The following is a 12,569-nucleotide window of genomic DNA, read 5'->3' on the forward strand; positions in this document are numbered from 1 at the left end:
CATGGCCGGTTACTCGGGCGCGCCGCTCCCGCGCAAGCTCGGCATCAAGCCCGGGAGCCGGGTGCTGCTGGCCGGGGCGCCCGCGGGATTCGAGCTGAGGGAGTTGCCCGGCGGGGTGCTGTTGCACCGCCGCGCCGGGATCGGGCCCTATGACGTGATCCTCGGCTTCTGCCCCGACCGCGCCGCCCTGACCCGCCGGTTCTCCGGCTGGCGGGAGCGTCTCGCGATCGACGGCGGTCTGTGGCTGGCCTGGCCCAAGAAGTCGAGCGGCGTCCCCACCGATCTCGGTGAGAACGCCGCTCGCGCTTACGGTCTGGGCCAGGGCCTGGTGGACAACAAGGTCGCCGCCATCGACGGCACCTGGTCGGGTTTGCGGTTCGTGGTCCGCCTCGCCGATCGCTGACTACTGCTGGGCCGGCTGGGCGCGATAGAGATCCGGCTCCAGGTAGATGACCCGGGCGGCCGGGACCTCGGCGCGCACCCGCGCCTCGGCCTCGTCGATGGCCGCGGCGATCTCGGCGATCTCCAGACCGGGCACGATGGCGACCTTGGCGGCCACCAGCATTTCCTCCGGGCCCAGGTACTGGGTGCGCAGGTGGATGACCCTGTCGATGCAGCGGTCGTCGACCAGGGCGGCGCGGATGGCCGCGTCCTCCTCGGGGGTCGCGCCCTCGCCGATGAGCAGGCTCTGCATCTCGACGATCAGGATGACGGCGATGACGCCGAGCAGGATGCCGATCGACAGGGTGCCGACGCCATCCCAGATCGGGTCGCCGGTGATCATGGTCAGGCTGATCGCGGCGAACGCGAGGACCAGGCCGATGAGCGCGCCCGAGTCCTCCAGCAGCACCACCGGCAGTTCCGGATTGCGCGAGTTGCGGATGAACCGCCACCAGCTGGCATTGCCCTTGAGCGGCTTGGATTCCCGCATGGCGGTGATGAAGCTGAACCCCTCGAGCCCGATGGCCAGGCCGAGGATGACGATCGCGACGATCGGGTTGGACAGTTCCTCGGGATGCTCGATCTTGTGGATGCCCTCGTAGATGGCGTACACCGAGCCGAGCGCGAAGATGACCAGCGCGACCACGAACGAATAGAAGTAGCGGTTGCGGCCGTAGCCGAACGGGTGCAGCTCGTCGGCCTCCTGTTCGGCGCGGCGCTGGCCGAGCAGCAACAGGCCCTGGTTGGAGGTGTCGGCCACCGAGTGCACGGCCTCGGCGAGCATGGACGCGGAGCCGGTGATGGCCGCGCCGACGAATTTGGCCGCCGCGATGCCCGCATTCGCGCTGAGCGCCGCCAGGATGGCCTTCTTACCGCCGCCCGCAGACAATGAACCGCCCCTTCCGATGTCCGTTTTGTCGAGAAAACGTGTGTGACCGGGAAGGAGCCTACAGTCCGCTCGTCACTCCTCGCCCACCGCGGCGCAGAACAGCTGAGCGGGACCGTCCACCGCCTGAGCCCGGATTCCGCCGTCCGCCGCCGAGATCCACGCCGCCCGACCGCGCTCCACGATCAGGTCGTGATTGCCCTGGAGAAGCCGCACCCGGCCATGGGTGACCAGCGCGATCACCGGACCGGAACCCACCACCGTCACCGGCTCGGCCTCCGGCTCCAGCTCGAAGCGGCTGAGCGCGAACTCCGGCGCGGGCGTGTGATAGCGGAAGACACTGTCCGACATCTGTTCCGCGCGGACCACCGGCAGGTCGAGCGGCTCGAAGTCGAGCACCCGCAGCAGCTCGGGGACGTCCACGTGCTTGGGGGTGAGCCCGCCGCGCAACACATTGTCGGAGTTGGCCATGATCTCCACGCCCACCCCGCGCAGGTACGCGTGCAGGTTCCCGGCATCGAGGAACAGGCCCTCGCCGGGTTCCAGGGTGATGCGGTTGAGCAGCAGCGCCGCCAGCACCCCGGCATCGCCGGGATAGGCCTCGGCCAGCTCGAGCGCGGTGCGCACCTCGGCCACGAATTCCTTGCCGCCGCTGCCCGCCTCGGACAGGTAGCGCACACAGCCGTCGAGCACCTTGGGCAGCAGCGTGCTCAGGCTCGCCTGCGGCAGCGCGATCCAGGTGGTGAACAGCGTGCGCAGGCCCGCGGAGTCGGGCTGGGCGGCAAGCAGATCGGCGTACTGGCTCAGCTCGGGGACGTCGAGGGCGGCGAGCAACCGCACGGTCTGGCGCGGATCGCGGAACCCGGCCAGCGCCTCGAAGCGGCCCAGCGCCACCACCAGTTCCGGCTTGTGGTTCTCGTCGCGGTAGTTGCGCATGGCCGAGTCGAGGGAAACCCCGGCGTGGTTCTCCCGCGCGAACCCGGCCCGGGCCTGTTCGACGCTGGGATGCGCCTGCAGCGAGAGCGGCTCCTCGGCGGCCAGGATCTTCAGCAGGAACGGCAGCCGTCCGCCGAATTCGCCTGCCACCGGCCCGAGTTCGTGTTGCGGGTCGGCGCTGACCAGCTCCAGCAGGGATTCGCTGTGACCGTTGATCTGGACGCGGGCCGGGTCGGCGGGATGCGCCCCGAACCAGAGTTCGGCTTCCGGATGCGCGGAGGGAACCGGTCGTCCGCACAGCTGTGCGAGCGCGGTGCGCGAACCCCAAGCGTAGGAACGCAGCGCACCAACGAGTTCGTGCACTAGTAATTGCCCCCGTCGTAGCGTCCCGGTCCGGTGGCCGGGCGGGAACCGAGTAGTCGGAGATAGGCGGCCGCCATCTCCAGCCGAAGTGCGAGTACCGCAAGCTTTTCCACCTCGCCACTCGCGGCGGCGGGCACGGGCTGCCCGGGCGCCTCGGCCGGCGGGGCGGCGGCCGCCTCCGTGTCCACGGTGATCAGGTCGGTGTCGACGAGCCCGGCGTCCGAGCCGAACACGGCCAGCCGGCGACGCACGGCGACCTCGTCCGGGCCGGCGCTCACCACGAAGATCCGCACCTGCTCCACCGGCGCGGGCCCGTCGAGCTCCTCGTCGTGGAACAGCGGATCGAAGCCGGGCGCGGCCACGCCCGCGGCCTGCACCAGGCGGCCGTGCGCGGCAATGGCTTCCGAGAGCGAGACGGCCGAGGTGATGTGTCCGGCCGTGGCCAGCAGCACCTCCGACCCGTGTCCGGCGAGCTCGGCGGCCGCGGCGGAATCACCGGCCAGCACGACGCGCTTGCGCTGCATCATGCGGGTGGCCAGCGTCTTGGCCGGGTTGTGGAAGGCCTCGTGCTGCGGGCCGTCGCGCAGCGCCTCCTCGTCGAGCAGGTCTGCGAGAGCGTTCAATTCGGGCACCAGCGGTCCGACCCGATGCGGGTCGATGGTGGTCAGCACGGCCAGGCCCGCGGCCAGATAGCGGAGCATCAGATTGTGGTCGAGCACCCGCACCCGCGGCGCGAGAATGGTGGCGCGTCCGGCGGCCGCGGCCCGGATTGGGCCCTCGTCCGGTGCGGCGACGACCACTTCGGCGCCCCGTCGGAGTGCTCGGTCCACCGCCTCGGCCAGGCGCGGATCACCCGCGTCGTCACCCGCCACCAGCACCACGTCCAGCGGCCCGACCCACGGCGGGATCGAGGTCGCCGGCACCAGCGGCAGACTGGTGTGGTTGCCCAGGGCCGCGATCAGCAGCGCGGCCGCGCGGGCGGCGCGTCCGCTCCCGGAGACCAGGACCAGACTGCGCGGGCGCAGATCGGTCAGCCGGGCGAGCGCATTCTCGGAAAGCGCGGCGGCGGTTGCCCTTACCTGCGCTCCCCCCGATGCGGCGGAGCGCAGCACACCCCCGGCGTCCGCCGCCTCCAGCGAGGCGACGTCATCGAGGTCGATTACCGGTGTCCCAGCGATCATCGGGCGTTGCCACCTCCCCTCATCGGGTCACCAGGCGCTGGTGAATCCAAGCTCTGTGATTCCACTATTCCAGTCAGGCGCGCACGATGCTCAGGATCTCGGTTACGAGTGCGTCTACATCGTCCTGCGATCGCGCCTCGACGTTGAGCCGCAGCAGCGGTTCGGTATTCGAGGCGCGCAGGTTGAACCAGGCGCCGTCGGCCAGCTGCACGGTCACGCCGTCCAGCCGATCGACCGAGGTGGCGCGGCCGCCGAAGGCCTCGACCACCGCGGTGGTCCGCTCCTGCGCGTCGGCGACCGTCGAGTTGATCTCGCCGGAGGCCGCGTATGTCGAGTAGGCCGAAGCCAATTCCGACATCGTGCGGTCCTTCTCGCCCAGCGCGGCCAGCACGTGCAGCGCGGCCAGCATGCCGGAGTCGGCGCCCCAGAAGTCGCGGAAGTAGTAGTGCGCGGAGTGTTCGCCGCCGAAGATCGCGCCGGTGGCCGCCATCTGCTGCTTGATGAAGGAGTGGCCCACGCGGGTGCGGACCGGGGTGCCGCCCAGCTCGGTGACGAGCTCCGGCACCGCCTTCGAGGTGATCAGGTTGTGGATGACGGTGGCGCCCGGCTCCTTGGTCAGCTCGCGCTCGGCGACCAGGCCGGTGACCGCGGACGGGGAGACCGGGTCGCCCTTCTCGTCCACCACGAAGCAGCGGTCGGCGTCGCCGTCGAAGGCCAGGCCCAGGTCCGCGCCAGTCTTGCGGACGTAGTCCTGCAGGTCGACCAGGTTCTTCGGATCCAGCGGATTGGCTTCGTGATTGGGGAAGGAGCCGTCCAGTTCGAAGAACAGCGGCTCGATGGTGAACTGCGGCAGCGTGCCCAGCACGGCGGGCACGGTGTAGCCGCCCATGCCGTTGCCCGCGTCCACCGCGATGCGCAGCGGACGCGAACCGCTCAGGTCCACCAGCTTGTGCAGGAAGTCGGCGTAGGCGGTGAGCAGGTCCTCGCGGGACTCGGCGCCGCGCGGGCCGTCGAAGGCCGGGACGCCGGCGATGACTTCCTCGGTGATCGTGGCCAGGCCGGTGTCCTGACCGACCGGCAGCGCCTTGGCGCGGCACAGCTTGATGCCGTTGTACTTGGCCGGGTTGTGGCTGGCGGTGAACATGGCGCCCGGGCAGTCCAGGTGGCCGGAGGCGAAGTACAGCTGGTCGGTGGAGGCGAGGCCGATGTGCACCACGTCCAGGCCCTGGGCGAGCACGCCCTCGGCGAAGGCCGCGGCCAGTTCGGGGGAGGAGTCACGCATGTCGTGACCGATCACGATGCGCTGCGCGCCCTCGGTGCGCATCAGCCGGGCGAAGGAGCCCGCGACATCGCGGACGAAGTCCGCGTCGATCTGCTCGCCGACCACGCCGCGAACGTCGTATGCCTTGATGACTGCTTGAACGGACTCGGCGGACCGGGCGACTGTCATGGGGAACACCCTAGTAGCAGACCCTTGCCGAGGCGGACTTCGCCTGCCCCTACTTGTCGGGTCAAGTGATTCGGTGAGCTGAGGGCGACTTGTCGGGTATGGCCCCGGTGTCGCGCGCTCGATCAGCTGGGCGGGTCGGGTAGGACGCGTAGATGCCCGCGGCGGCCGGTGCGGCCCGTGCGGGTGGGGCGCTGCGGGGCCGGGGCGTAGTCGGCGTAGGCGCGCGGGTCGGGATCCGTTGTGCGACGGCGCAATCCGGCTTCGCGGACGGCTTCGGCCAGGGCGGTCAGATCGTCGTCGTCGGGGGTGGAGCTGGAAAACCCGCCCTCGTGACGGACCAACTCCCATCCCTTTGGCGCGGTGATCCGGGAGGCATGTGTTTCACACAAGTCCCAGGAGTGTGGTTCCGCGACCGTGACCAAGGGACCCACGACCGCCATCGAGTCGGAGTACACATAGGTCAGCGTCGCGACGGCCGGGTTCTTGCAGCCTGGACGGCAGCAACGACGCATGGGGATCACGCCAAGCAGGGTAACCCCCCTGGCGGCCCTCTGGACACAGACACGCTCAATGAAGCCCGTCTCACTAGCGTCAATCGGGCCCACATGGAGGGTTCGCGGCGCGTCTCGTTCTGGACCGAGTGGAGCGGGGGAGCGAAGCGGAGGAGCGGAGGGAGGGAAGAACGAGACCTCCAGCGCCGCGAACCAGCCGGAGCGGAGCGGAGGCAGAAGAAAGAGCTAGATTCAAGGTATGACCCGTTCACGTAAGAGGCGGCCGCCCACCGCGCGGTCGGTCATCCGCCGCGGGCGGGGTGTGCGCGGGCCGATGCTGCCTCCGACGGTTCCGGCCCGGCGCACCCGCGGCCAGGAGTTCGACCGGCTGGTGCTGGAGGCGTTCGCGCCTTTGGAGAGCCGCTGGCACGAGCAGTTGACCAAGCTCGACATCGCGGTGGATGACGTGCCGAAAATCCGTCCGCTGCACCCGGATTCGGTCACCTGGCCGGACGAGGTGGTGGCCGACGGACCAGTGCCGCTGTCCCGTCTGATCCCCGCGGGGGTGGATCGCTACGGCATGGCCACCCGCGCGCGGGTCGTATTGTTCCGCAAGCCTTTGGAGTTGCGGGCCGGTGACCCGGACGACCTGGTCGACCTGCTGCGCGAGGTCCTCGTGCAGCAGATCGCGACCTACCTCGGGGTGGAGCCCGACATCATCGATCCCGAGCCCGAGTAGTAAGCCCCCGAACTACGTTTCGCGACAACGAGTTTCGTGAGGCCGGGGTGACTCGTCGGGTACGCCCGAAGTTGTATCGGCTCCCAACCGCCGGCACGGGTTGCCGGCGGTCGACGGCTGTGAGCCGTCCGCTGAAGGCGCGGAGAGGCGGGTCAGATGATGCCGCGCTTGAGGCGGCGGCGCTCACGCTCGGAGAGGCCGCCCCAGATGCCGAAGCGCTCGTCGTTGGCGAGGGCGTATTCCAGGCACTCGTCGCGGACCTCGCAGCCCAGGCAGATGCGCTTGGCCTCGCGGGTGGAGCCGCCCTTCTCGGGGAAGAACGCCTCCGGATCGGTCTGGGCGCACAGCGCCCGTTCCTGCCATTGTTCGGCTTCGGTCATCATGCGACCGCCGCGCGCGAAAGTGTCGTACATATCCTCGGCACCGGTGACGATCAGGCTCAGCCGCGGTGGTTCGGGCTGGTAGGCAGCTCGCGCCCACTGTCCGCCCCCCGGCCGCGTCGTCATCGGTTCACCCCCCTCGTATCCGTTCCGATCGTCGGCGCAGAAGTCAGGTGCTGCGCCAGTCGTGGAATCGGTTTGCGATACACCGCCCGGAATGCCCGACGGGGCCAGCTCATCGGCCATCGCTCCGCCTCCTCACTGTGTGTTAGCGCAGAATGATTAATCCGTCGGAGCCGATCCCACCGACGGCCCAACACCGCGGCGTAGTCCCGCGGCCATCCCCGAGCTTGCGTCACTCCGGTGCGAACAGTTGTTCGAAAACCCGTCCGCGCCTTGCACTCTCACGCGGACCCGGAATGACATGCCTGTGATTAGACACGCCGGGAGCGGCGATGGTCAAGCTGCCGAAGCGATTCCGTTACCATCTGTGACCCCTTCTGACGACGTTCCCGCAGATCAGGCAGCAAATTCACAGCAAATGAGCTGCGGGCCGCTTTCGGCCCGTCAGCGCATAGGCTGTGCGGATGTGACTCGAGAACAAGCGGACACCGCGCCCGGCACCGGCCTGCGGATCGCGGTCCTGGTCGGCGGAGTCGGCGGCGCCCGGTTCCTGATGGGCGTGCGCGAGCTGCTGCCCGGAGCCGACACCACGGCCATCGTCAATGTCGGCGACGACGTCTGGATGCACGGGCTGCGCATCTGCCCTGACCTGGACACCTGCATGTACACCCTGGGTGGCGGCATCGATCCGGAACGCGGCTGGGGACACGCGAACGAGACCTGGAACGCCAAGGAGGAGCTGGCGAAATACCACGCGCAGCCCGATTGGTTCGGCCTCGGCGACCGCGATATCGCCACCCATCTCATCCGCTCGGAAATGCTGCGTCAGGGCTACCCGCTCTCCGCGGTGACCGAGGCGCTCTGCAATCGGTGGCGGCCCGGGGTGAAGCTGCTTCCGGCGACCGACGACCGCTGTGAAACCCATGTCGTCATCGGCGACCCGGAGAACCCTGGCGAACGCCGCGCGATCCATTTCCAGGAGTGGTGGGTCCGGTACCGGGCGAACGTGGAGACCCATGGATTCGTGACTATTGGGGCAGAAGCTGCGAAACCGGCCCCTGGTGTGACGGAAATCATAGAATCCGCCGATGTGATCCTGCTCGCTCCGTCGAACCCCGTCGTGAGCGTCGGAGCCATCCTCTCGGTGCCCGGCATTCGGGGCGCGATCCGCACCTCGGGCGCGAAGGTGATCGGCCTGTCCCCGGTGATCGGTGGAAAAGCCTTGCGCGGCATGGCCGATGAATGCCTGTCGGTGATCGGCGTGGAGACCTCCGCGGAGGCGGTCGGGAACTACTACGGCGCGCGCTCGGGCACCGGCATCCTCGACGGCTGGCTCGTCCACACCGGCGACACCGCCGACATTCCGGGCGTCGAAGTCCGCAGCGTCCCCCTGCTCATGACCGACCCGGCCACCACCGCCGAGATGGTTCGCGAAGCCCTCGACATCGCGGGAGTCAAACCGTGACAACGGATTCCATCCAGAACCCGGGCGACCACGCGTCCGGCGGCGAACTGCGCATCCTGCCGATTCCGGGCCTGCCCGAATTCCGGCCCGGCGACGACGTCGCCGACGCCATCGCCGCACAGGCGCCTTGGTTGCGGGACGGCGACGTGCTGGTGGTCACCAGCAAGATCGTCGCCAAGGCCGAGGGCCGCGTGGTCACCGTGCCCACCGACCCCGAGGAGCGCGACGCCGCCCGCCGCCGGCTGGTGCTCGAGGAGTCGGTGCGGGTGCTCGCCCGCAAGAACCGCACCCTCATCACCGAGAACAAACTCGGCATCGTGCAGGCCGCCGCCGGCATCGACGGCTCCAATGTGGAGCAGGACGAACTCGTGCTGCTGCCCGAGGATCCCGACGCCAGCGCCAAGGCCCTGCGCGCGGGCCTGGCCGAACGGCTCGGCGTCCAGGTGGCCGTGGTCATCACCGACACCATGGGCCGGGCCTGGCGCAACGGCCAGATCGACGCCGCCATCGGCTCGTCCGGGCTGCGGGTGATGCACGACTACAACGGCGCGGTCGACGGGCAGGGCAACGAACTGCACGTCACCCTGGTCGCGATCGCCGACGAACTGGCCGCCGCCGCGGACCTGGTGAAGGGCAAGCTGGGCGGCGTCCCGGTCGCGGTGGTGCGCGGGCTCGACTACACCGACGACGGCTCCACCGCCGGGGACCTGCTGCGCCGCGGCGAGGAGGACCTGTTCTGGCTCGGCACCGAGGAATCGGTGGACCTGGGCCGCAGACAGGCGCTGTTGCTGCGCCGCTCGGTGCGCCAGTTCGCCGACACGCCGGTCGAACCCGAGATCATCCGGGCCGCCGTCGCCGCCGGTCTCACCGCGCCCGCCCCGCACCACACCCGCCCAGTGCGGTTCGTCTGGGTGCGCAAGCGCGGTCTGCGCGACCAGCTGCTCGAGGCCATGGCCGAGAAGTGGCGGACCGATCTGACCGGTGACGGCCGCTCCCCGGAGAGTGTGGAGAAACGAGTCGCGCGGGGCCGCATCCTGTTCGACGCCCCCGAGGTGATCATCCCGTTCTGCGTGCCCGACGGCGCGCACGACTATCCGGACGAGACCCGCCGGGCCGCGGAGAAGACCATGTTCACCGTGGCGGTCGGCGCGGCCGTGCAGGGTCTGCTGGTGTCGCTGGCCGTGCGCGGGGTGGGCAGCTGCTGGATCGGTTCCACCATCTTCGCGCCCGACGTCACCCGGGAGGTGCTGGGTCTGCCCGCGGACTGGAGCCCGCTCGGCGCCATCGCCGTCGGCTACCCCCTCGACGAGCTCGCCCCGCGCGAGGTCGGCGGGCCCGGCATCGGCCTGGTCGAACTGTGAGCGCGGAGTCGCTGCACAAGTCCGCCACCGAACTGCTCGAGACCTGGTCTCCGGCAACGGGTCCCGAGCAGTCCCTGCGCGAGGCCATGCTGGCCTTCCTCGGTTCCGCGCCGCGCGGCTGCCTGCGCGAGCATGCGGCCGGGCACATCACCGCCTCGGCCATCGTGCTCTCCCATGACGAGCGGGAGGTGCTGCTCACCCTGCACCCCCGCGTGGGCCGGTGGATCCAGCTCGGCGGTCACTGCGAGGAATCCGACGATTCGGTCGCCGCGGCCGCCTTCCGCGAGGCGACCGAGGAATCCGGCATCGAGGGCCTGACCCTCGAGCCCGGCCTCTACGGCGCCCAGGCCCACCCCATCACCTGCTCCCTCGGCGTCCCCACCCGGCACCTGGACCTGCTCTTCAAGATCAAGGCCCCGGAAGGCGCTGTGCCGGTACGCAGTTCGGAATCCACCGACCTGCGCTGGTGGCCGGTCGACGCCCTGCCCGCCGACGCGGACGTGCTGTTGCGCTGACCGGACACGGGGGTTCCGGATGGCGGAACCCCCGTGTTACTGTCCGGTCGTACACGTTCTCAGGGCGGGGCGGAATTCCCCACCGGCGGAAATGGCGATCCGGACCGATCCGGGACGCATGAGCCCGCGAGCGCCACACCCCCGGGTGTGGGTCCAGCAGATTCCGGTGTGATCCCGGAGCCGACGGTCACAGTCCGGATGGAAGAGAACGCGGCACCGGCTCGTCCGCTCGCGCGGCCGGCCCTGTTCGCGTCTATGCCCTGGGTGACAGCGAACAGGAGGAATCCCCATGTCACCCATGCCGAATCGCATCGCCCTCGTCGCCGCCCGCTGGCACAGCGACATCGTCGACAAGGCCGTCGAATCCTGCCGCGCGGAGCTGCTCGAACGCGGCTACACCGAGATCGACGTGATCGAGGTGCCCGGCGCGTTCGAGATCCCGTTGCAGGCCAAGCGTTTGGCCACCAGCGGCGCGTACGCCGCGGTCGCCGGGGTCGCGCTGGTGGTGGACGGCGGCATCTACCGCCACGACTTCGTCGCGCCGACCGTGGTCGACGCCCTCATGCGGGTGCAGCTCGACACCGACGTGCCGGTGTTCTCGGCCGTGCTCACCCCGCACCACTTCCACGAGCACGCCGAACATCTGGAGTACTTCGCCCGGCACTTCGTGAAGAAGGGCGCGGAGCTGGCCAATGCCATCGCCGCCACACTGGCGCTGGGCGCGGTCCACGCCTGAGTAAGCGTTCGCGCACCCTGCCCGCGCGAGCCGGAGGCGGCTCGTCGCGCGGACAGGGTGCGCGGTTCCGACGACGCGCAGCAGGGGAGAACGCGCCGGCGGTCCGGTTTCGGCCCAGGGGTTGGGGTCAGGCCGGAACCAGGTCCTTGTCGTGCGGGCCGGGATGGTCGTCGTCGACCATGGCCCGCTCGTCGAACGGGATCTCGCGGTCCAGCACCGCGCGGACGCGGGCCGGGTCGATGGTGTCGGTCCAGGTGCCGACCAGCAGGGTGGCGACGGCATTGCCCGAGAAGTTGGTCAGCGCACGGGCTTCCGACATGAACCGGTCGATGCCCACGATCAGGCCGACCCCGTCCAGCAGCTCCGGGCGATGGCTCTGCAGACCGCCCGCCAGTGTGGCCAGGCCCGCGCCGGTGACACCGGCCGCGCCCTTGGACGCCACGATCATGAACAGCAGCAACCCGAGCTGCTCGTGCCAGGCCAGCGGCTTGCCCATGGCGTCGGCCACGAACAGCGTCGCCATGGTCAGGTAGATGGCGGTGCCGTCCAGATTGAACGAATACCCCGTCGGCACAACCACGCCCACCGTGGTGCGATCCACCCCGACATGCTCCATCTTGGCGATCAGCCTCGGCAGCGCCGACTCCGAGGACGAGGTCGCGAAGATCAGCAGGTACTCGCGCGCCAGGTAGCGGACCAGCTTGAAGATCGAGGTCCCCGCCACCAGGCGCAGCAGCAGGCCGAGCACGCCGAAGATGAACACGACACAGGTCAGGTAGAAGGCCACCATCAGCAGCGCCAGCTGCTTCACCGCGTCCAATCCGGTGCGCGCCACCACATTCGCCATCGCGCCGAACGCGCCGATCGGGGCCAGCCACAGGATCATCGTCAGAATCCGGAAGACCAGTTTCTGGATCGAGGCCACCCCGCGCAGGATCGGTTCACCCGCCGCGCCCATGGCCTGGATGGCGAAGCCCGCCAGCAGCGCCACGAACAGCGCCTGCAGTACCTTCCCCGAGGTCAGCGACGACAGCAGCGTCGTCGGCACGATGTCCTCGAAGAACTGCCAGGTGCCGCCCGCCGCCTTGGCGTCGGTGGCGTACTTGGTGACCTCCTTCGCGTGCGCGGCCACGTTCAGGCCCGACCCGGGATGCAGCAGATTGCCGACCAGCAGGCCGATGCCCAGCGCCACCGTGGACATGACCAGGAAATAGCCGATGGCCAGACCGCCCACCCGGCCGACCTTGGCGGCCGCCCGCACCGAGCCGATGCCCAGCACGATGGTGCAGAAGATGACCGGCGTGATCATCATCTTGATCAGGTTCACGAAGATGGTGCCCAGCTCACCGACGCTCTTGCCGAAGCCCGGCGCCAGCTTGCCGACCACGATGCCGGCGATGACGGCCACGATGACGGCCAGGTACAGCCAGTGGGTACGGTCTCGGGCCGGTGGTGTTGCACTGTCGCTCATAACGTGAGAATCATGTTCCACCGAGTGACGC

Annotated in this window: 13 protein-coding genes and 1 riboswitch; of the genes, 6 read left to right on the plus strand and 7 right to left on the minus strand. The window is 69.6% G+C overall.

Annotation, left to right across the window (positions count from 1 at the left end; genetic code table 11):
• The first annotated feature begins 1 nt into the window (after position 1).
• Complete coding sequence (locus tag ABZ412_RS23455) at positions 2–403, plus strand: hypothetical protein (protein ID WP_357283522.1); 402 nt, start codon at positions 2–4, stop codon at positions 401–403.
• Here ABZ412_RS23455 and ABZ412_RS23460 read toward each other — a convergent pair whose 3' ends face one another.
• From ABZ412_RS23460 to ABZ412_RS23480, 5 genes are all read right to left on the minus strand, one after another.
• Positions 404–1,330, minus strand: a complete 927-nt coding sequence (locus ABZ412_RS23460; protein WP_357283525.1) for a cation diffusion facilitator family transporter — start codon at positions 1,328–1,330, stop codon at positions 404–406. It abuts the gene before it with no gap.
• Positions 1,331–1,402: 72 nt separating this feature from the next.
• Positions 1,403–2,626, minus strand: a complete 1,224-nt coding sequence (manA, locus tag ABZ412_RS23465) for a mannose-6-phosphate isomerase, class I (RefSeq protein ID WP_357283528.1) — start codon at positions 2,624–2,626, stop codon at positions 1,403–1,405.
• Positions 2,626–3,807: a tobH protein gene (locus tag ABZ412_RS23470; protein WP_357283531.1), complete on the minus strand. Its 1,182-nt coding sequence runs from the start codon at positions 3,805–3,807 to the stop codon at positions 2,626–2,628. Before ABZ412_RS23470 ends, manA begins: the two co-directional genes overlap by 1 nt.
• 73 nt (positions 3,808–3,880) lie before the next feature.
• Positions 3,881–5,257 carry a phosphomannomutase/phosphoglucomutase gene (locus tag ABZ412_RS23475; protein WP_357283533.1) on the minus strand — a complete coding sequence of 459 codons (1,377 nt, stop codon included), beginning with the start codon at positions 5,255–5,257 and terminating at the stop codon, positions 3,881–3,883.
• A 122-nt stretch (positions 5,258–5,379) separates the two neighbouring features.
• A complete protein-coding gene (locus ABZ412_RS23480; protein ID WP_357283535.1) occupies positions 5,380–5,778 on the minus strand; it encodes a DUF3499 domain-containing protein in 399 nt (132 codons plus the stop codon).
• Positions 5,779–6,007: 229 nt separating this feature from the next.
• Here ABZ412_RS23480 and ABZ412_RS23485 point away from each other — a divergent pair, with 229 nt between their 5' ends.
• Positions 6,008–6,487, plus strand: a complete 480-nt coding sequence (locus tag ABZ412_RS23485) for a metallopeptidase family protein (protein WP_357087107.1) — start codon at positions 6,008–6,010, stop codon at positions 6,485–6,487.
• Between the two features lie 152 nt (positions 6,488–6,639).
• Here the strand turns inward: ABZ412_RS23485 and ABZ412_RS23490 are convergent, their stop codons facing one another.
• Complete coding sequence (locus ABZ412_RS23490) at positions 6,640–6,900, minus strand: WhiB family transcriptional regulator (protein WP_213560898.1); 261 nt, start codon at positions 6,898–6,900, stop codon at positions 6,640–6,642.
• A gap of 595 nt (positions 6,901–7,495) precedes the next feature.
• Here ABZ412_RS23490 and cofD point away from each other — a divergent pair.
• The 4 genes from cofD (at position 7,496) to ABZ412_RS23510 (ending at position 11,067) form a co-directional block, all read left to right on the plus strand.
• Positions 7,496–8,455, plus strand: a complete 960-nt coding sequence (cofD, locus tag ABZ412_RS23495; RefSeq protein ID WP_357283722.1) for a 2-phospho-L-lactate transferase — start codon at positions 7,496–7,498, stop codon at positions 8,453–8,455.
• Complete coding sequence (locus tag ABZ412_RS23500) at positions 8,452–9,816, plus strand: coenzyme F420-0:L-glutamate ligase (protein WP_357283538.1); 1,365 nt, start codon at positions 8,452–8,454, stop codon at positions 9,814–9,816. Before cofD ends, ABZ412_RS23500 begins: the two co-directional genes overlap by 4 nt.
• A complete protein-coding gene (locus ABZ412_RS23505) occupies positions 9,813–10,331 on the plus strand; it encodes an NUDIX domain-containing protein (protein WP_357283541.1) in 519 nt (172 codons plus the stop codon). Before ABZ412_RS23500 ends, ABZ412_RS23505 begins: the two co-directional genes overlap by 4 nt.
• 51 nt (positions 10,332–10,382) lie before the next feature.
• Positions 10,383–10,545: riboswitch (FMN riboswitch) on the plus strand.
• Positions 10,546–10,620: 75 nt separating this feature from the next.
• Entirely contained in the window at positions 10,621–11,067 is a 447-nt protein-coding gene (locus tag ABZ412_RS23510) for a 6,7-dimethyl-8-ribityllumazine synthase (RefSeq protein WP_357283543.1), read from the plus strand.
• Between the two features lie 127 nt (positions 11,068–11,194).
• Here ABZ412_RS23510 and ABZ412_RS23515 read toward each other — a convergent pair whose 3' ends face one another.
• A complete protein-coding gene (locus tag ABZ412_RS23515) occupies positions 11,195–12,538 on the minus strand; it encodes a cation:dicarboxylase symporter family transporter (RefSeq protein ID WP_357283546.1) in 1,344 nt (447 codons plus the stop codon).
• Positions 12,539–12,569: the final 31 nt, after the last annotated feature.

Origin of the sequence: Nocardia sp. NPDC005746, from assembly GCF_040630785.1 — a bacterium.
GTDB lineage: Bacteria > Actinomycetota > Actinomycetes > Mycobacteriales > Mycobacteriaceae > Nocardia.

Coding starts and splice junctions, on each gene's coding strand:
- ABZ412_RS23455 (WP_357283522.1), top strand. CDS start 2: ATGGCCGGTTACTCGGGCGCGCCGCTCCCGCGCAAGCTCGGCATCAAG.
- ABZ412_RS23470 (WP_357283531.1), bottom strand. CDS start 3,807: ATGATCGCTGGGACACCGGTAATCGACCTCGATGACGTCGCCTCGCTG.
- ABZ412_RS23475 (WP_357283533.1), bottom strand. CDS start 5,257: ATGACAGTCGCCCGGTCCGCCGAGTCCGTTCAAGCAGTCATCAAGGCA.
- ABZ412_RS23485 (WP_357087107.1), top strand. CDS start 6,008: ATGACCCGTTCACGTAAGAGGCGGCCGCCCACCGCGCGGTCGGTCATC.
- ABZ412_RS23490 (WP_213560898.1), bottom strand. CDS start 6,900: ATGTACGACACTTTCGCGCGCGGCGGTCGCATGATGACCGAAGCCGAA.
- ABZ412_RS23510 (WP_357283543.1), top strand. CDS start 10,621: ATGTCACCCATGCCGAATCGCATCGCCCTCGTCGCCGCCCGCTGGCAC.
- ABZ412_RS23515 (WP_357283546.1), bottom strand. CDS start 12,538: ATGAGCGACAGTGCAACACCACCGGCCCGAGACCGTACCCACTGGCTG.